We start from the raw sequence: 19,896 nt of genomic DNA, 5'->3' as shown, positions 1-19,896 counted from the left end.
GTAATGTAATGATTGTAAAAATCAATATGAATAGTGTAAATAGCTTTAAAAGCCCAGCTTCTCTTACGACAGATAAAAAAATCAACTTAATTTATGGTTTAAATGGAACTGGCAAAAGTACCATATCAGATTTCTTATATAATCCGACATGTGCTAATTTTGCCAATTGTTCTATTGATGGTTTATCAGACAACGAAATTCTTGTCTATAATCAGCGTTTCATAAAGGATTACTTTTATCAGCCTGAAAATCTCAAATGCATATTTACACTTTCAAAGGAAAATAAAGAATCTGAGGAAAAAATTAGAAATGCTGAGAAAGAAATAGATAAACTGGGTAAAGATAAGGCAACAAAAAATATTGAAATAACTAATAAAATAAATGATTTTGATACTAATAAGCAGAATGCCGAAAACAAGACATGGGAAATTAAAACTAAATTTGCTGGCGGGGTCTTAGAATACTGCCTTGATAGACTTAAAGGCAGTAGAGGAACTTTATTTACATATTTAGATAATATTGCAAAGCCTGCACTTCAGCCGCAAAAGACAATTGATCAACTAAAAAAAGAAGTTGACGCAATTAAAGGGAGTACTGCGCAAAAATACGAGCTACTTCCAACTATTAAATCAGTTTTTTCAGATATTGAGAAAAACCAGATTTTCAACAAACCCATCGTGGGTAATGAAAATAGCACTGTTGCAACATTAATTAAAAAACTAGATAATTCCGATTGGGTAAAAGAAGGCCTAAAATATATCTTGTTAAATTCAGAAAATAAAGTTGAACCATGCCCATTTTGCCAAGAAAGGACAATTACTGTTGCTTTAGTTGAAAGCATAGAAAATTACTTCGATAAAACTTATGAGAATGATCTTGACGAAATAAAAAAACTTTTATCGGATTATGGATTATTTATCGATACACTACCTAATAAAGAAACCTACAATGCTAATCCATTTATTAAAGACAAAAAATCGAGTTTTGATAGTCTATATAATGCTTTGATTTATCTTTTGAGTGGAAACAAAGAGAAAATTTCTGAAAAAATAAAAACACCTAGTCAAATTGTCGTACTCGAGGATTCTACTCAGGTAATTGCAGAATTCAATAACTTTGTAGAGGATATTAATAATCTCATAAATGAACATAATGAAAAAATGCAAAATAAAGATGCCTCACTTAATACAATTAAAGAGCAGTTTTGGGCTAATATGCGTTGGGAATTCGACCAGACGATATCAGCTTACCATACTGACAGAGCCGTAAGCGAAAAAAAATTGAAACAACTACGTGAAGAAATTAAAAAAGTTGATAATCAAATATCAATGCAAAAACAAATAATTGTTGATCAGCAGAAGAAAACAGTAAATATTGAAGAAGCAATTGCAAACATTAATAGCGGCCTCCTTGAACTCGGAATAGATGGCTTTCATATAGAAAAATATACAGATACTCTATATAAGATTGTAAGAAGCGAGAAATGTGAAAACACATTTGAATCCTTAAGTGAAGGTGAAAAAATGATTATTAGTTTTCTTTACTTTAGGGAATTGTGTAAAGGAAAAAAGACGGTCACTGGCCATTCCGGCAAAAAGATAGTCGTGATTGATGATCCTATATCAAGTCTATCACATATTTACATTTTTAACATTGGACAAATGATTAAAAATGATTATTTTAAATCTCCAAGCTATGAACAGGTATTTCTATTAACACATAGCCTATATTTCTTTTATGAAATGACTTTAACGAATCACAACAAAAGAGAAGAGGTTCAAAAACTAATTCGTTTAACCAAAAACTGTAAAGGCAGTCAATTCTATGAAATGAAATACGAGGAAATTCAAAATGACTATCACTCATATTGGTTCATAATTAAAGACGATAAGCAGCCTCCAGCATTGATTGCAAATTGTATGCGAAATATTATCGAGTATTTTTTTAATTTTATAGAAAAAAGAGATTTGAATAATGTATTCCAAAAACCTGAACTTAAAGCTGCAAAATACCAAGCTTTTCGTAGATATATTAACCGAGAATCTCATTCACTAGGCCAGAATATTTTTGATATAAAAGAGTTCGATTATAATAATTTTAAAGAGGCCTTTCGCTTGATGTTTGTAGAATGTGGATATGAAGAGCATTATAAAAAAATGATGAAATGAAAGGTATTCAGTAATCCTAATATGCCATTAATTCGTTGATTTTCACATTATGTTTATACAATGTACAAGCTTTTAATTATATATAAGAAAAATAATGGAAGTCAAAATTAATTATCAAGAAATTGTGAATAACGTGCGTTTTTTACATGGAAAGTGTACTATAAATTGATGGATTAAGATAAAAATCAGTAATTAACATACTTTGATGACATGATATTTATGGTTGTGGAAGCAAAAAACGCATTAGGCAGAATACCAGTAATAATGAAATTTTGTCAGTTTATATTGGAAAACGAAGATTTTCCTGATAGTACGGGTGCAGTTACAATATTGGATTGTTTAGCAAAAGAAGAAGTGAAATGTCTAATAGATAAGTATTTTGAAGACGAATATAGTGTAGTAAGTTTGAGTGAGACTATTTAAATTGACATAAAAACAATAGATGGGAGGTTGAATTTTGGTATATAAACATGATAATGATTATGATGAATCGAATCCTATAAGTATAGAAAATCATGCTAAAAAATTAATAGGAAAAACGTTTTATGACGTTGTAAAAGATTATGTTGAAGTAGATACACAAATTTTTAAGGAAACTGAACTTGCATATAATTATGAAAACAAAAAGCGTAAGGGTGGATTAGGTCAACTCATAGAAGAGTGTCACTTCCACTATGCGTGTAATAATGATTCTAAGCCTGATTTTGATAAAGCTGGAGTAGAATTAAAAGTTACACCTTATAAAATAAATAAAAACAAAAGTTTGTCTGCTAAAGAACGACTAATAATTACAATGATTGATTATTTTTCTGTTATAAATGAAAAATTTGAAGAAAGTCATTTATGGTCTAAGGGTAATTTGATTTTACTTGTATACTACTTGTATGAGAAGGAAATAAGTAATCGATTAAATTATAGAATCAATTATGTAAAATTATTTTCTCCACCTAATAAAGACATTAGGATTATTAAGCAAGACTATGAAAAAATTATTAATAAAATAAAAGCTGGAAAAGCTCATGAATTATCTGAGAGTGATACGCTTTATTTAGGTGCAGCTCCTAAGGCTGCAACATCTAAAGATAGAAGACGACAACCATTTAGTGATGAATTAGCAAAACCTAGAGCTTTTGCATATAAGAATTCATACATGACATACGTTTTAAATAACTATATAGTTCCAAATGTAACAACATATGAAACAATAATGAAAGATGTTGTGGATGTTAATTTTGAAGACTATGTAGTTAATAAAATTGAGAGTTTTAGTAATTTTAGTGTGGATGAATTATGTAAGGTATTTGAGGTTAAATACAAAAGAAAACCGAAAAACTTAGAAGCTATGTTAATATATAGAATTTTAGGAATTAAGGGAAATCAAGCAGAAGAATTTGTAAAGGCAAATATTGTTATAAAAACTATAAGATTGAATTCTAATAATAAAATTAAAGAAAGTATGTCATTTCCAACGTTTAAATTTAAAGAACTGGTAAAAGAGGATTGGGAGGATTCTAGTTTTGGTAATTATTTGCGTGAAACAAGATTTTTATTTGTAGTATATAAGTTTGATGAAAATCAAGTGCTTAGATTAAGAGGATGTCAGTTTTGGAATGTTCCATATAGAGATTTAAATGAAGAAGTATATTCTGTATGGAAAAAAACTAAACAAGTGATAGTAGACGGATTGCAAATTATAAATAGAAATGGTAGGAATTATAATAATTTTCCAAAGGCATCTGAAAATCCCGTATGTCACGTAAGACCACACGCACAAAATGCTAACGATACATATGAGTTACCCGACGGTAGACAATATCCTAAACAATGTTTCTGGTTAAATAGTAATTATATACTTAGTCAATTAAATAAAAAGTTTTTATAAATTAATAGTCGGAAGGTGTATAAGTGTCTGGTTATAAAGAAACAATGGAGATTATTTTATGGTTGAGGTATATATAATTGCTGCTGATTTTCTTGAAAGGGTTGTTATTATGGGAATATCCATTGTGTAAGAAATTTTACCAAAGGATATAGACCCAAAATCATGTACTTGGAATTACGTTAAGTTAGTTAAATATACTTATGAAAATGAAAAATTAGATTTTAACTTAATATAATAGAAAGGATAGCTAAATAGCTTTCCTTTCCTCATTTTCAATTACATAGTCTGATTCTTCGATTGAGAATATTTTATTAAGTGTTTGGCCCATTTTCTCAACTACACCTACCACTAAAGCATTTCCCATACAGAAATAACGGAATTTTTCTGGCATTCCAGTATTTGTCCAATTTTCATCAAATCCTTGAAGTCGTTCAGCTTCAACAGGTGTTAAAAGTCTTAATTTGCTGGTTGTAGGATCTTTAATTACATGAGTGCTTCTATTTAAGCTGGATTCACTAGTTAACATTGTACGAGCAGGCTTATCTATTGGGTCTGGAAAAGCTATAGGACCTTCTGAAAATATATATTTATGTCCGGCTTTACTAGTTCTTTCGATTTTTTTGCTACCTTTTAAATAATTCCACTTTTCCAAATTACTTTCGTTTATATTATACTTATTATCTGCATTTTTTTCTAGAATTTGACTCAGAGGTATAGGCTTTATAGATACAGGTGTTACATTACTAGTATAAATTTGCCCATTATTCATATAGCCAGAATTACCAAACTCATACTTAAAATTTTCAGAAACATCTGCTAAGTCCTTATAAATCAGATTTGTATTTTGGATATTATTTATAGGATTTATTTTAAAAGTTCTTGCAAAAAACCCTGCTGTATTTATTATACATTGAGCGTTTGCTGAACTTTGCATTGAAGCAAATTTTGTTTCTCTAGTGTAAGCAAAAATAAATATTCGACGTCTTCTTTGCGCAAAACCATATTCTGCAGCATTAATAACACGCCATTCGACATTATATCCTAATTCATTAAAACAGGCTAGCATCACACCGAAATCACGCCCACGTTGTTTAGCTGGAGATTTTAGTAATCTATCGACATTTTCTAATAAAACGAATTTAGGCTTTTTAATTTCTAGAATATTTCGTATTTCCCACCAAAGTACTCCCTTTACTCCGTTAATTCCTTTTGCACCTGTTCTTGCAACAGAATAATCTTGACAAGGGAAACCACCGACAAGCAAATTATGATCAGGAATTTTAGATTTGTCAATTGAGGCAATATCCTCATTTATATATATTTCTTTCTTACCAAAATGCTCACAATAGCAATCAAAAGCATGTTGTTGCTTTTTTTTAGGCTCCCATTGATTTGCCCAAACTGTTTTCCAGTCTTTAGATGCCTTTTCTAGTCCTAATCGAAAACCACCTACACCTGCGAATAATTCACATAACGTTTTATCTATCATAAGGGTTCCTACTTTCCAAACATTTATTCGAACGATCGTTCTCGTTAATCTTATAATACATTAAAGTTGCGAGTTTGTAAAGAGTTTTTTTATTTTTCTAAAAAATTTCTTTCTTATAAATTTCAAATATATAGATAATTGCTTACGAGGAAAATGATATCATAGAAATTATGCTTACGATGTGATATAATTTCATTGCATGATATTTGTTTAGAATTCCATAAAATCTAATGAGGAGATAAAATCATGAATTCTGCTAAAAGAAGACAACCAAAATTTCAGCGAGAAGAATGTGTTGTTTTAGTATATAAGTATTTTATGACTAAGAATAATGGAAGTAATCAGAATCAAGTTTGCGAGGATTTAAGCAAGTTTTACAGAATTCGAGCTAAGAAACTAGGATATAAAATAGATGATACATTTAGAAATACACCAGGAATAGAAATGCAATTCGGAACTTTAAAGAATCTTGACAAGGATTATAAAGGCATAGGTTTTACTAATTCAAGTAAATTATGTAGAGAATTAGTTGAAGAATATTATGAAAAACCAGATGTAATAATTAAAGAAGCTGAAGAAATAATTAATAAGTATGAAGAAGAATAAGTTTGTGAAAGCAGGTGACTTATGGACTGTATATTTTGTAATATGGAAAAAGATAGAATCATAACAGAAAATGAAACAGCATATGCCATATATGATGGATTCCCAGTTACAAAGGGCACATGCTGATTATTCCTAAGAAGAATATTAAGGATTATTTTGAGATTAATGAACAAGATAAGGTCGGATTATGGCAATTAGTTGATGAATGTAAAAAAATAGTGGATAAAGAATTTAATCCGGATGGATATAACATAGGAATCAACTGTGGTGAAGTTGCTGGTCAAACGGTTATGCATTCACATATACATTTGATTCCAAGATACACAGGTGATATTGAAAATCCAAGGGGCGGTGTAAGGGGAGTTATTCTAATAATTTAAATTTAGAAAGAAGGTTTGATTTGAATACTTATAAATTTGAAATAATAGAAACACTTCAAAAAACAGTTGACATTGAAGCTACTGATGAAAAGGAAGCATATGAAATAATCAGTAATATGTACAAAGAAGAAAAAATTGTTTTGGATTCGGATTGTTTTATTGACTTTGAAATAAATTTATCAGATTAATAAAATATAAGGGTAAAGAAAGAATTTGCATAAAATATTGTAATATATTATAATTAGTTATAATATTTATAGGAGGGTGATGACGTGCAGGAATTTGCGAAAAAACCAGTTACTATTGAAGAATTTGAAAAAACAAAGACTCAAGATGGTGCAATTTGTGAACTGATTGACGGAATTGTTATGATGTCAAGACCAAGCATTGAAAATACCTACTTAAATGATTAAAGTAGGTATTTTTTGCTTTTGGCTTAGAATCCATGTAGCAAGCATATGATGAATTGATTATTTCAACTTGCTTTTATATCCTTTGCCTTTATTACTTCGATTGATATTTCCTGAAATAATATCGGACTCAGCAGTTTGTTTGAGGGTATCAAAATCTAATGGATCTGGAGATTGAGTTTCTGATGATATGCCGTTGCATGAGCCACGGAATTTGTCCATACCGTTACCCATGTTGTTTTTATTTTTTCTGCCATTTCCCTTGCTCATTAAAAACCTCCTTGTGTTGTAGTATTTATATATTTCCCTCAAATTTTTTGTTTATTCCAAGAGTATTACATTTAAGATAAATATAGCGGTAAAAAAATTCTCATATTAGTCGATATATATTTAAGAAAATAATATTCTTTTTAGAATATTATTTTCTTAATACTTAAATTCTAACATCAAGGGGAGAAAAATATGAGAAAAACTAAAGTAACAAGTTTAATTATTATTGCAATAATAATAACTTCAACAGTAACATTTGCATATGGAGCTTCGACAGCATATACTTCTAATGGTATTAATGGTACTGCAGTGAACTATGTAACAGTAAACATAAATGATGAAAATTTGAAACCGGTAATTTTACAAGCTAATAACCAAATTAACAGTACTCAGTCTTTATCGGATATGGCTCAATCAGTAGGGGTGTTAGCAGCAGTTAATGGAACATATTTTGAGGCTTATGAAGGAGTTCCTGTACCTTGGGGAATGATTATAAAAGATGGCAAGTTACTTCATGCAGGAGGTGGTGCTCAATTTGGTATTACTTCAGATAATAAGTTTTTAGTTGATAATCTAAGCTTTAAATTTGTAAGTTATGCAGATGGAAAATTAGCTAATTATATATGGAGAATTAATCATCCAAGTACAGAAAATGAAGCTATTACAGTATTTACACCAGAGTATGGAACAGTATCAGTTGAAACAGGTGGCAAGGCAGTTCTCGTTGATAATGGTGTAATAACTGGTTTTGCAGTAAATAATTTTGAAGTTCCTTCTAATGGCTATGCTATTTTATTTAATCCAGGTGCTGTTGAATTTATGTATGATAGATATCAAATTGGTATGGAAGCTGAATTCACATCTGAAATTGTAACTAAACATACAAATTCAGAAGATTGGGATAATGTAATTTGCGGATTAGGTGCAGGTCCGAGTTTAGTTATAAATGGGCAAGTTACAGCAAATGGAGAAAATGAAGGTTTTTTTGAAGATAAGATAAACACAGCCAGCGCAGGCAGATCATTTATTGGAGCGACTTCGGAAGGTAAAATTTTAATGGGAAACATTGGTGCGGCAACATTAAAGGAAGCAGCAGCTATTTGTGAGTCCCTTGATCTTGTTAATGCAATGTGTCTAGATGGAGGATGGTCATCAGCTCTTTATTATAGCCCGATGAAAATAGCAACTGAAGGTAGGGACATTAATAACGGTTTAGGTTTCATAGAATCTACTTCTAGTGGAAGTGTTGAAGAAAAGATAAATGCAACACCTAATTTTGCCACTATTTTAATAAATGGTAATCAAGTAGCTATGGAGGCTTATAATATAGGTGGAAACAACTATTTTAAGTTAAGAGATTTGGCTATGGCATTAAATGACACAGAAAAGAATTTTCAAGTTGGTTGGGACGATAGTAATAACGCCATTTCTCTTGCATCAAATGTGAAATATACTCCAATAGGAGGAGAACTTGTTACTATGGAAAATAGTAATAATGTAGATGCTTTAGAAACTGATTCAAAGGTGTATTTAGATAGTGTAGAGTTAGAGCTTACTGCTTATAATATCAATAATAGTAATTATTTTAAGTTAAGAGATTTAGGTAAGGCGCTGAACTTTTTTATAGGTTGGGATGATAATTCTAATACTATTAAATTAGATACAACGTCAGAATATGTAAAGTAAGAGTAATTGTCCTTTAAGTGAATGATTTAATTTTTTAACAAAGATGAATTTAGCTAAATCATTGAATACTTTTATAATTTACTATATAATGTTTATTAAAAGAAATAACTGTTTTGATGGAGGAGAAAATGAAATTTTACATAGTGGATGCTTTTACAGATACATTATTTGGTGGAAATCCAGCTGGAGTTGTAATATTAGATAATAACGCAGATTTTCCAGAGCCGGAAATTATGCGTAAAGTTGCAGCAGAACTTCGTTATTCTGAGACTGCATTTATTAAACAAACTGGAGATAAAGAATTTAATATTAGATATTTTACACCAGCTTCAGAGGTAGACCTTTGTGGTCACGCTACTATTGGATCTTTTTATGCTTTAGCTGATTTAAAACTTGTAGAAAGTGGTTCCACATATATTAATAATAATAAGGCGGGCAAATTGAATATTAATGTATCAAAAAATTCTATTCTCATGGATATGGGGTTACCTGAAGCTATTAATAAAATTGATGATACAAAAGATTTAAAAGAGCTATATTGTATAATGGGATTATCTTTTGAGGGACAAGGTGAAATACTAACTGGAGAAAAAAAAGGTGAAGTTTTAATACCTGAAATGATTTCAACTGGACTTCCGGACATAATGATGCCAGTAAGGAATGAAGATGAGTTAGCTGCAATTAAACCAGATTTTGAAAAGCTTTCAAAATTGTCTGAAAATTATAAAGTTGTAGGTGTTCATGCTTTTACAATTAATACAGATGATAAAGCAGTTCATTGTAGAAATTTTGCACCTTTATACGATATAGATGAAGAAGCAGCTACGGGTACTTCAAATGGAGCGTTAACATATTATTTATATAAGAATGGACTTTTACATGAAGGGACAGATAACTTATTTATTCAAGGAGAAGCTATGAATCGTCCGTCAAAAATTATGAGTAAATTATATGAAACTGGCAACAGCGTAAAGATTCAAGTTGGAGGAATGGCCACTATTCTAGCGCAAGGTGAAATAAGAATATAAAGAATAAGCAATAAAAATGTTTTAAATAAATTAGAAAAACCTATTGATTAATATTTTTTTTTAAGATATAATACGATATAAATCGAATATTTTTGCATCAATATAATGTGGATAATATGGGTCCTGAGTTTCTACCAAACAACCGTAAATTGTTTGACTATTGATATATTTTATTATTTTATTGTTAAATTGATGCGAGTAGTTTTTACTAGTCGCATTTTTATTTCAATAAATACTAATCTTTATTTTGATAGGGTGAAACTATTAATAATTGATGCACATTATGTTTTTATATAATGTGCTTATTTTATAACTTTTTTACTTGGTATGAAAAGGAAAAATATAAAAGCATGTTCAGTTTTATGACATCTGAATATAATATATTTTAACTTTTTATCATATATAAAACATACTTATAAAAAATAAGGAGACAAACATGAAAAAAATTATTATGCTTTTTTTAGCACTTGTATTAGTATTTTCACTAACTGCATGTGGATCTGAACAAAATGCAACAGATGATACTTCAACAGGGGAATCTGCTCCACAGGAGTCATCAGATATTAAGGTAGGTGTAATTCATATAGGAAATCCTGCAGATGGATCTGGTTATACATATGCACATGATCAAGGAATTGTTGGAATGCAAGAAACACTTGGTCTTGAAGACAATCAAATTATTCGTAAAAATAATGTAGATGATACTGATCCTACAGCTACAGAAACTGCTATACTAGAATGTATTGAAGAAGGAGCTAATGTTATTTTTGGTACAAGCTGGGGTTACATGGATACAATGGCAGCATTAGCAGAAGAATATCCAGAAGTTATCTTTTCACATGGTACAGGATATAAGAGTAATGAAACAAATTTTAACAATTATTTTGGTAGAATTTATCAAGCAAGATATTTATCTGGTATTGTAGCTGGTTTAAAAACAGAATCTAACTTGATTGGATATGTTGCAGCTATGGGTCAGGAAAATTCTGAGGTAACTGGAGGTATTAATGCATTTGCAATGGGAGTAAATTCTGTTAATCCAGATGCAAAGGTATATGTAAAAGTTACAAATAGTTGGTATTCACCAGCAGAGGAAACAAATGCAGCTAAAGCTTTATTAGCTGAAGGATGTGACGTAATTGCTCAACATTGTGACACTCCTAATCCACAGTTGGAAGCAGAAAAAGCAGGTGTGTTTGGTATTGGTTATAATTCTGATATGTCAAAGGATGCACCTAAGGCAACTTTAACATCTGCAGTATGGGATTGGTCAGCGTATTATACTTGGGCGGTAGAAAATGTTATTAATGGAACATGGACAGGTGAAAACTACTATGGTGGTATGGAAGAAGGATTAGTTGATATCTCACCTTTAAATGAAGCTATTATTGCAGAAGGTACTCAAGAAGCAGTTGAAGAAGTACGTCAATCTATTCTTGATGGAAGTTTCAATGTATTTGATGGAGTAATTGAAACAAATGATGGGAATACAGTTGGTGAAGAAGGTAAAACTTTAGATGATGCTACAATAACTGGAGGAATTAACTGGTATTTTAAAACAGTAACAGTTAAATAATATAGTATAAAAAAATATTGGTTAGCTTTGCTTTATTTAAGAAAAAAGTGAAGCTAACCTATTATTATTAATTGAGTATGATTGTGAGTTTGTACAATTATTTAGATAGGAGTTAGTATGTCAAATTCAAGTGAAACTAGATATGCAATTGAACTTAAAAATATTTCTAAAATGTTTGGAAGTGTAGTTGCTAATGACAATATAAATCTTAATATAAAGCATGGCGAAATCCTTGCTTTACTTGGAGAAAATGGTTCAGGCAAGACAACATTAATGAATATGTTGGCGGGTATTTATTATCCAGACGCTGGGACTATATCCATTGGTGGGAAAGATGTAACTATAAGTTCACCTAATGAGGCTATTGAATTTGGGATAGGAATGATACATCAACATTTTAAACTTGTTGAAATTTTCAATGCAATGGACAATATTGTTTTAGGTACAAAAGAAAAGTATATGAAGCCTAAAATATTGAAAGAAAAAATATTAAATATAAGTAATAAATTTGGATTAGAAGTTGAACCAGAGAAAAAAATATATAATATGTCTGTTAGTGAAAAACAAACAGTAGAAATTATGAAGGTAATGTATCGTGGAGCTAATATATTAATTTTAGATGAGCCAACAGCAGTATTAACACCTCAAGAAACTGAAAAATTATTTGAAATATTACGTAAAATGAAGGAACAAGGAAGTGCTATCATAATTATTACACATAAGCTTCATGAGGTTTTAAATATTAGTGATCGTGTTGCTATACTTCGTAAAGGTAAATTAATAGATACTGTAGAAACATCTAAAACAAATGAGAATCAATTAACTGAATTGATGGTAGGTAGACCGGTAAGTTTAAAAATTAATCGTCCTGAAGTAAAGGAAAAACACACAATATTAAAAGTTATAGATCTTTCAGTTGTTAACGAAGATGGTACAGAAAGTTTGAAGAATGTTAACTTTAAGCTTAAAAGGGGAGAAATATTAGGTGTAGCAGGAATAGCAGGAAGCGGACAGAAGGAATTGTGTGAGTCAATTGCTGGACTTCTAAAAATCAAAAATGGTGCTATATTATGCAACAAAGAAAATATAATTGGAAAAACACCTGATGAAATAATAAATTTAGGAATTAGTATGAGTTTTGTACCTGAGGATCGTCTTGGAATGGGACTAGTTAGTTCAATGGGTATGGTAGAAAATATGATGTTAAAATCCTATAAAAAAAATAAAGGTTTTTTTACAGTAAAAAAACCTGCCAAAAAGTTATCAGAAAATCTTGTAGAGAAATTAGATATTGTGACACCTAATGTTGACACGCCAGTACGTATGATGTCAGGAGGTAATGTACAAAAGGTTTTGCTTGGTAGGGAAATTGAATCGAATCCTAATGTATTAATAACTGCTTATCCTGTTAGAGGTCTTGATATTAATTCTTCATATATGATTTATGATTTACTAAATGAACAAAAAGAAAAAGGTGTAGCAATACTATTTATTGGAGAAGATTTAGACGTATTATTAGAACTCTCAGATCGAATTATGGTGTTATGCCATGGAGAAGTAAAGGGAATAGTTGATGCCCGAAATACAACAAAGGAAGAAATAGGACTTATGATGGCTGGACGTAGTTTGGAGGGAGTTGATATAGATGAATAATATAAATAAAAAGGCTAAGGAACCATTTATTAGAACTGTAAAAAATTCTGAACGCTCAAAAATGGATATATTAAAATTAAGAATTATTGCTTTTGGCCTTTCTTTAATTGCAGGGGGATTATTTATTTTATTGATAGGCTATGACCCTTTTCACGTATATGCTACCATAATTTCGGGAGCCTTTCGTAGCAAAATGGCAATTCAAGCAACTATAAAAATTATGATTCCATTACTTATGTCCTCTCTTGGAGTTACATTAGCATTTAAAATGAAGTTTTGGAATATAGGAGCAGAAGGTCAAATAATAATGGGAGCAATTTTTTCTTCCTATTTCGCATTATTTCATAGCGATTGGCCTCATGTTTTATTATTACTAGCAATGTTTATAGCAGGATTTGTTGGAGGAAGTTTGTGGGGGCTAATTCCAGCATACTTTAAATCAAAGTATAATACAAATGAAACGTTATTTACATTAATGTTAAATTATATAGCACTTCATGTTATATCCTTTTTACGTGATGGACCGTGGCAAGATCCTGGTTCTTCTGGTTTCCCTAAAATTGCAAGGTTCGATATAAATGCTCAATTAGACAAAGTGTTTGGTGTGCAATTTGGATGGATAATTGGCTTAATATTAGTGGCCATAGTATTTATATATATCAAATATACAAAACAAGGATATGAAATAAGTGTTGTTGGTGAGAGTAAGGCTACAGCTAGATATGCTGGTATGAATGTAAGAAAAGTAATTCTTCGTACAATGATTATAAGTGGAGGAATTTGCGGCGTTACAGGAGTTATTCAGTCAGCAGGTTCAGATATGACTTTAGCATCATCTGTTGCTGGAGGCGTTGGGTTTACTGCTATTGCCATTGCATGGCTGTCAAATCTAAATCCATTCGGTATTTTGTTAGTATCATTTTTATTTAGTGTATTAGAAAAGGGAAGTAGTGTTATGCAGTCAACTTATGGATTATCTACTTACTCAGCTAGCGTTCTTCAAGGAATTATTTTATTTTTTATATTAGGATGTGAATTTTTTATTCGCTATAAATTTGTATTTCGTCATAAAGGAGGTACTCAAGCATGAACATATTTTTGAACTTCTTAGTTGCAGCAATATTTGCAGGAACACCTCTTTTGTTTGGTACACTTGGGGAGATAATGAATGAAAAAGCAGGCCATTTAAATCTAGGTGTAGAAGGTATGATGGCAATGGGCGCATGTGCAGGATTTATGGGTGGATTTTTAAGTAATAATTTGATAATTGCATTATTAGCTTCTTTTGTAGCTGGTTTATTCGGAGCATTGATTTATGCGGTTTTAACAATTACTTATAAGGCAGATCAAAATGTAACTGGACTTACTCTTACAATATTTGGGACAGGTATTTCGAATTTTATTGGGGAATTTATGTTAACAAATTTAGAAACAAATTCTTTGAAATTACCGGAACTGATTACAACTCAAATAAGTAATATAAATATTCCTGGCTTAAGCAGTATACCTATTATTGGACCTTTATTGTTTCAATATAATCCTTTTGTATATTTAGGAATCATAATTGCAATTTTATGTAGCTTTTATTTAAATCATACAAAAACAGGATTGAATGTAAGGGCTATTGGTGAAAATCCAGGAGCTGCTGATGCAGCAGGAATTAAAGTTAACAAATTAAAATATATAAATGTATTAATAGGTGGAGGAATTTGTGGTATTGGTGGAGCCTACTGTTCTATGATAATTAATGGTGGTGTTTGGATGAGCAACAGTGTTAATGGAATGGGATGGATTTCAGTAGCTCTTGTTATTTTTGCATCATGGAGTCCAATGAAAGCAATTTTTGGTTCTTATATATTTGGAGCATTTAATATACTAAAATATTATATTCCAAAAACTTTATTTACTTTACCTAATGCTTTTTACGATATGCTACCATTTATTATAACCGCACTTGTGTTAGTAATAACTTCTATTCGAAAATCAAAAGAGAATTCACAGCCAGCGAGCTGTGGAGTGAATTATTTTAGAGAAGATAGATAATAGAATATGATTATGATATAATAGGACTTAGTTAAAACCTGTGATTTATTGGTTACAACTGAGTCCTATTTATATTAAGGAGAATAATTAGAAAATGAAAATTAAAAATATAGAAAAAATATTTGCAATAGAAAAAGGCGATGTTATATCGATTGTCGGTAGTGGAGGAAAGACAACTTTAATGTTTCAACTTGCTAATAGCCTAAAAAATAAATATAGAGTGTTAATAACTACTAGTACAAAAATATTTAGGCCATCAGTTGACAAGTACGATTATATTTATACTTCATTTGATGATTATAAAAATAATAAAGTGGAATATAAAAGTGGCATTACAGTTGTTTCTAAAGACTATAATTATGAGAATAATAAACTACTTGGAATTGATGATAATATTTTAAAATCTATTATAAATGATTTTGATGTAACGGTTATAGAAGCTGACGGGTCAAGAAATTTACCTTTAAAAGGTTGGAAAAATCATGAACCTCCAATTCTTTCTAAAACTAATAAAACGATAGGAATAATACCTATAGATGTTTTAGGTAAAAAAATCAGCAAAGAAAATATTTATGGATATGAAGAGTTTCAGAATTTTGTAAATAATGAGGATATTGTTAACAAAGAAATAATTGGAAGGATATGTTCTAGTAAAGTTGGAATTTTTAAGAATTCAATGGGGAAGCGATACCTTTTAATAAATAAGGCAGATAGTGATGAAGATTTAAAAAATGCACATTATTTGGCAAATTATTTAAATGATTATATTAAGGGGAATCCTTTTGATTTTAAAATTTGCATTAGTTCATTAAAAAATGCTATTTTTTATGAATTGTAGGGTATGCATTTTATGCATACCGCGGGACGCATGCAATGCGCCCCCTACGGTGTTATTGTACCACGGCGTCGTCTTTATCCAACGGTGTTAATCATTCCCATAATTATTTTTTCACTTGTAATAGGTAATGTTCTTATGTTTACTTTAGTTGCATTGTAAACAGCATTTGCTATTGCTGGTGCAGGTGTATTTATTACTATTTCACCTATTGATTTTGCTCCAAAAGGACCTGTCGGTTCATAACTGCTTTCAAATTCAACTCTTATATTACCAGCATCTATACGGGTAGGTATCTTATATTGCAGGAATGAGTCATTTATCATACGTCCATTTTCATCATATACAATGTCTTCATATAATGTCATACCAATACCTTGAACGATTCCACCTTCAGTTTGAACTCTAGCAAGATTTGGGTTGATTACTGTTCCGCAGTCTACAACTGCAACATAATCTATAATATCAACTTTTCCTGTTAATTTATCAACTTCAATTTCTACAATTCCAGACATAAAAGGGGGAGGTGATGTAGGCGAATAATGAGATTCGCTTGCTGTTAAGTAGTTGTTTTCTCCAACTAAACTCATATTTGCAATGTCTTTTAATGTGATTTTTTTATTAGTTTCTAAAGAAAAAACTTCTTTGCCGTTAAATTCCACATCATTTTCAGTACATCCCAAAAGCCTTGCACCTTCGGCTTTTATCTTTGTTTTAAGTTTTTCACATGTTTTTACTACTGCCATACCTGTAATATATGTTGTACTTGAAGCATAGGATCCTGTATCATAAGGGGATAAATCTGTGTCTACTCCATGAACTATTATATCGTCCAGTTCACAGTCTAGACAGTCAGCTGCCATTTGTGCAAGTATTGTGTCGCAACCTGTTCCCATATCAGTTGCTCCAATCATCAAAGTGTAAAAACCATCATCATTTAATCTTACTTCAACGGCTCCTACATCTACATAGGATATTCCTGATCCTTGCATTGCAACTGCAACTCCTACGGATCTTACTTTGTTGTTTCCTATATCCTTACATGGGTATTTTTCATCCCAATTAATCATTTCTTTTGCTTTAATTAAACATTTATCTAGGGTACAACTTTTTAATTTTTCATCATAATATGTTGGCATAACATTTTCAACTTGGTCTTGTGTTAACATGTTTTTCATTCTTAATATAGTAGGATCTATATTAAGTTTTGCAGCTAACTCGTTAACTGCAGATTCAAGAGCGAAAAATCCTTGCGTAGCACCATAACCTCTGAAAGCACCTGCTCCCATAGTATTTGAATAAATAACTTCATAATCAAATTTATAAGCTTTAGCTTTATTGTAAATAGTCATAGCCTTATGTCCTGCTAACCCAACTGTAGTTGGTCCGTGATCACCATAGGCTCCTGCATTCCAAAGGGTGTTCATATCTATAGCTTTTATTATTCCATTTTCATCTGCACCTAAACGTATTGTAATTTCACTTTCATGACGAGGACTACCATTTGTTAAGCTTTCTTTACGAGAATAAATCATTTTAGCAGGTTTTCCTGTTTTTAAAGTTACTATAGCTGGAAACATTTCGCTAACTGCTGATTGTTTTGAGCCAAATCCACCACCTATTCTAGGTTTTATTACACGAATTTTAGACTTTGGTATTTGAAGAGCATTTGCTAATATACGTCTTATATGAAATGGTACTTGTGTTGAAGTAACTACATTAAGTCTTCCGTATGTATCAATGCTAGTATATGTTCTGAAAGTTTCCATTGCTGTCTGGTGATTAGCCTTAGTATGGTATGTTTGTTCTATTACATGAGAACAATTTTTTAATTCTTCTTCAATATTTCCATATTTAAAACTTTCTGAAGCGCAAATATTTCTTTTGTTGTCAGCTCCAATATCAACTAAAGCTTTAAAATCTTCTTCTGGGTGAACAACAATTTGGTTATCTTTAGCCTCTTTAAAGTCTAAAATTGGTTCAAGTACTTCATAATTAACTTTAATTAAATTCATAGATTTATTTACTGACTTTTCGTCCCAACCTGCAATAATTGCAACGGGATCTCCAACGCATCTAATTAATTTGTCTAGTATAAGTCTGTCGTAAGGGCTAAACTCAGGATATGTTTGACCTGCTGTTGTGAATCTTGAATTTGGAACATCTTTATACGTTAAAATGCATTCTATACTAGGTACTTTTTTTGCAACTTCAATATCTATATCTTTAATTAAGGCGTGAGCATGGGGGCTTCTTAACACTTTAACGATTAAACAATTATCTTGAGCTATATCATCTGTATATACTGGCTTTCCAGTAACTAGTGACATAGCATCTTTTTTTCTAACTTTTTTATTAACTATATTCATTTTAAGCCTCCCTTTTAACGTCTAAATATTTCTTGATAGACCTTAATTGTCCCATGTATCCAGAACAGCGACATAAGTTACCTTCAAGGTATTTTTTTATTTCATCTTCAGTTGGATTTTTCAATTCATTTTTCATAGCTAAAACACTCATTATAAATCCAGGGCTACAAAAGCCACATTGTTCAGCACCTTCATCTGCTAAAAACCCTCCGAATTCTTCCGCTTCTTTTTCTAATCCTTCTATAGTTGTTATATGAAGACCACTTACTCGAACTGCCAGGGTTGAACATGAAAGTATTGGTTTGCCTTCCAACAATACAGTGCATAAACCACAGTTTGAAGTGTTACACCCGCGTTTTACACTTAGGAAACCTTTAGATCTTAAATAATCAAGAAGTATTGTATCAGGCGAAATATCATCACTGAATTCTTTGTTATTAATCCATAATTTAACTTGCATATTTTCCTCCATGTAATATTTCTTCGATGTTTCTTCGAATAAGAACATCCGCTAAAATTTGACGGTATTTTTCGCTTCCACGATAGTTTGTCCCAAAAGAAGTAGAGTCTATTATATTAGATATCATTGATTTGATATTTTCTTCATTTGGTTTTTCATTTAAAGTAAACTGAGTAAGTTTTGCTTTCATTGGTCTAGCACCTAATACAATGTTCCATTGTTTTTCTATATTTGAAACTGCACATGTAAGAACTGGCAAATCAGTTGAACTTATTCTATGACTAGAGTAACTAGCGTTTCTTTTATCTTTCATAATTATTATACTAACTAAGATATCATTATTTAGAGGCATTTCAACATATTCTTTTAAGGTAATTGTACCGCCTTTATATAATTCTACATAGCAATTTAATGACAAAAGAGATGTTAAAATATCAGAGAATCCAAATTTAGAATAAACACTTCCACCTACTGTTGCCATATTTCGCATTTGAACACCAACTATATGTTCAACAGACTTTGAAAACAAACCATTGAAATAACTATTTAATCCATTGTGGACTTCAATATCTCTCAATGTTGACATACATCCAATTTTAAAACTTTCTTCACTTTCTTCAATTTTATTTAAATTTAAGGAAGTAAGATCAATTGCTGTTCCAATATTTTTTCTTCCCATTTTAAGCCAAAGCATACCACCAATTATTGTATTTCTCTTGCTTTGGTTTAACTCATAAGCTTGTTTTAAACTATCAACCACGATATATTTATCTATTGTAAACATGAGTGAACCCCTTTCGAATAGCTTTTATATATGTAATAATAATAATTATTATATATCAATTATATCCACTAATAATTTTACCTTAATTTGACTGAAATTTCAAGAATATTTGAAATTAATTTAAAGTATTTATTTCGATTTATTTATTCTTAAATATTTATATAATTACATGGAGTGTTTTTATAATTTATTGAAAATTATGATTTGTCGTAGTATAATAAATTCATAAGTGGCGTATATTATACGTCTAGTTGAAA

At 30.5% G+C, this 19,896-nt stretch carries 18 protein-coding genes, 1 pseudogene and 1 riboswitch; of the genes and pseudogenes, 14 read left to right on the top strand and 5 right to left on the bottom strand.

Going from position 1 to position 19,896, the window contains the following annotated elements:
- Nucleotides 1–8: 8 nt before the first annotated feature.
- From U8307_RS03070 to U8307_RS03060, 3 genes are all read left to right on the top strand, one after another.
- The gene (locus U8307_RS03070; protein ID WP_326910133.1) at nucleotides 9–2,168 is read left to right on the top strand and encodes an AAA family ATPase; all 2,160 of its coding nucleotides are present in this window, start codon (nucleotides 9–11) and stop codon (nucleotides 2,166–2,168) included.
- Between the two features lie 225 nt (nucleotides 2,169–2,393).
- Nucleotides 2,394–2,591, top strand: coding sequence for a hypothetical protein (locus tag U8307_RS03065; protein WP_326910131.1), 198 nt, complete (start codon nucleotides 2,394–2,396; stop codon nucleotides 2,589–2,591).
- Between the two features lie 34 nt (nucleotides 2,592–2,625).
- Nucleotides 2,626–4,050, top strand: a complete 1,425-nt coding sequence (locus U8307_RS03060) for a Sau3AI family type II restriction endonuclease (RefSeq protein WP_326910129.1) — start codon at nucleotides 2,626–2,628, stop codon at nucleotides 4,048–4,050.
- A gap of 247 nt (nucleotides 4,051–4,297) precedes the next feature.
- On the opposite strand, the gene dcm is transcribed toward U8307_RS03060, so the two are convergent.
- Nucleotides 4,298–5,536 carry a DNA (cytosine-5-)-methyltransferase gene (dcm, locus tag U8307_RS03055; protein WP_442985537.1) on the bottom strand — a complete coding sequence of 413 codons (1,239 nt, stop codon included), beginning with the start codon at nucleotides 5,534–5,536 and terminating at the stop codon, nucleotides 4,298–4,300.
- 249 nt (nucleotides 5,537–5,785) lie between these two features.
- Here dcm and U8307_RS03050 point away from each other — a divergent pair, with 249 nt between their 5' ends.
- The 4 genes and pseudogenes from U8307_RS03050 to U8307_RS03035 all read left to right on the top strand — a co-directional run bounded on the left by U8307_RS03050 (nucleotide 5,786) and on the right by U8307_RS03035 (nucleotide 6,938).
- Nucleotides 5,786–6,145 (top strand): hypothetical protein, encoded by a 360-nt coding sequence (locus U8307_RS03050; protein ID WP_326910125.1) that lies wholly within the window; start codon nucleotides 5,786–5,788, stop codon nucleotides 6,143–6,145.
- Between the two features lie 21 nt (nucleotides 6,146–6,166).
- Nucleotides 6,167–6,525 (top strand): annotated as a pseudogene (locus U8307_RS03045) (HIT family protein).
- Nucleotides 6,526–6,545: 20 nt separating this feature from the next.
- Nucleotides 6,546–6,713 (top strand): DpnD/PcfM family protein, encoded by a 168-nt coding sequence (locus U8307_RS03040; protein WP_326910122.1) that lies wholly within the window; start codon nucleotides 6,546–6,548, stop codon nucleotides 6,711–6,713.
- Between the two features lie 84 nt (nucleotides 6,714–6,797).
- Nucleotides 6,798–6,938 (top strand): hypothetical protein, encoded by a 141-nt coding sequence (locus U8307_RS03035; protein ID WP_326910120.1) that lies wholly within the window; start codon nucleotides 6,798–6,800, stop codon nucleotides 6,936–6,938.
- Between the two features lie 57 nt (nucleotides 6,939–6,995).
- Here the strand turns inward: U8307_RS03035 and U8307_RS03030 are convergent, their stop codons facing one another.
- Nucleotides 6,996–7,205: a hypothetical protein gene (locus tag U8307_RS03030; protein WP_326910118.1), complete on the bottom strand. Its 210-nt coding sequence runs from the start codon at nucleotides 7,203–7,205 to the stop codon at nucleotides 6,996–6,998.
- A 192-nt stretch (nucleotides 7,206–7,397) separates the two neighbouring features.
- Between U8307_RS03030 and U8307_RS03025 the strand changes: the two genes are divergently transcribed.
- From U8307_RS03025 to yqeC, 7 genes are all read left to right on the top strand, one after another.
- Complete coding sequence (locus U8307_RS03025; protein WP_326910116.1) at nucleotides 7,398–8,891, top strand: phosphodiester glycosidase family protein; 1,494 nt, start codon at nucleotides 7,398–7,400, stop codon at nucleotides 8,889–8,891.
- A gap of 128 nt (nucleotides 8,892–9,019) precedes the next feature.
- Complete coding sequence (locus U8307_RS03020; RefSeq protein ID WP_326910114.1) at nucleotides 9,020–9,919, top strand: PhzF family phenazine biosynthesis protein; 900 nt, start codon at nucleotides 9,020–9,022, stop codon at nucleotides 9,917–9,919.
- Between the two features lie 78 nt (nucleotides 9,920–9,997).
- Nucleotides 9,998–10,099: riboswitch (purine riboswitch) on the top strand.
- Nucleotides 10,100–10,355: 256 nt separating this feature from the next.
- Nucleotides 10,356–11,495, top strand: a complete 1,140-nt coding sequence (locus U8307_RS03015) for a BMP family ABC transporter substrate-binding protein (RefSeq protein ID WP_326910112.1) — start codon at nucleotides 10,356–10,358, stop codon at nucleotides 11,493–11,495.
- A gap of 117 nt (nucleotides 11,496–11,612) precedes the next feature.
- Complete coding sequence (locus U8307_RS03010; protein WP_326910111.1) at nucleotides 11,613–13,148, top strand: ABC transporter ATP-binding protein; 1,536 nt, start codon at nucleotides 11,613–11,615, stop codon at nucleotides 13,146–13,148.
- The gene (locus U8307_RS03005; protein WP_326910109.1) at nucleotides 13,141–14,238 is read left to right on the top strand and encodes an ABC transporter permease; all 1,098 of its coding nucleotides are present in this window, start codon (nucleotides 13,141–13,143) and stop codon (nucleotides 14,236–14,238) included. Before U8307_RS03010 ends, U8307_RS03005 begins: the two co-directional genes overlap by 8 nt.
- Nucleotides 14,235–15,191, top strand: a complete 957-nt coding sequence (locus U8307_RS03000; protein ID WP_326910107.1) for an ABC transporter permease — start codon at nucleotides 14,235–14,237, stop codon at nucleotides 15,189–15,191. The genes U8307_RS03005 and U8307_RS03000 overlap by 4 nt, the downstream gene beginning before the upstream one ends.
- Before the next feature lie 94 nt (nucleotides 15,192–15,285).
- On the top strand, nucleotides 15,286–16,029 hold the full coding sequence (gene yqeC, locus U8307_RS02995; protein WP_326910105.1) for a selenium cofactor biosynthesis protein YqeC: 744 nt from the start codon (nucleotides 15,286–15,288) through the stop codon (nucleotides 16,027–16,029).
- Between the two features lie 74 nt (nucleotides 16,030–16,103).
- Here yqeC and U8307_RS02990 read toward each other — a convergent pair whose 3' ends face one another.
- The 3 genes from U8307_RS02990 to U8307_RS02980 are packed head-to-tail and all read right to left on the bottom strand — an operon-like array spanning nucleotide 16,104 to nucleotide 19,639.
- Nucleotides 16,104–18,395: a xanthine dehydrogenase family protein molybdopterin-binding subunit gene (locus U8307_RS02990; protein WP_326910103.1), complete on the bottom strand. Its 2,292-nt coding sequence runs from the start codon at nucleotides 18,393–18,395 to the stop codon at nucleotides 16,104–16,106.
- 1 nt (nucleotide 18,396) lies between these two features.
- On the bottom strand, nucleotides 18,397–18,855 hold the full coding sequence (locus U8307_RS02985) for a (2Fe-2S)-binding protein (RefSeq protein ID WP_326910101.1): 459 nt from the start codon (nucleotides 18,853–18,855) through the stop codon (nucleotides 18,397–18,399).
- Nucleotides 18,845–19,639 carry an FAD binding domain-containing protein gene (locus U8307_RS02980; protein ID WP_326910099.1) on the bottom strand — a complete coding sequence of 265 codons (795 nt, stop codon included), beginning with the start codon at nucleotides 19,637–19,639 and terminating at the stop codon, nucleotides 18,845–18,847. Before U8307_RS02980 ends, U8307_RS02985 begins: the two co-directional genes overlap by 11 nt.
- Nucleotides 19,640–19,896: the final 257 nt, after the last annotated feature.

Origin of the sequence: Sedimentibacter sp. MB31-C6, assembly GCF_035934735.1 — a bacterium.
Classification (GTDB): Bacteria; Bacillota; Clostridia; order Tissierellales; family Sedimentibacteraceae; genus Sedimentibacter.
Note: the sequence above shows the minus strand (reverse complement) of the source record. Positions and strands in the feature narration are given on the sequence as shown.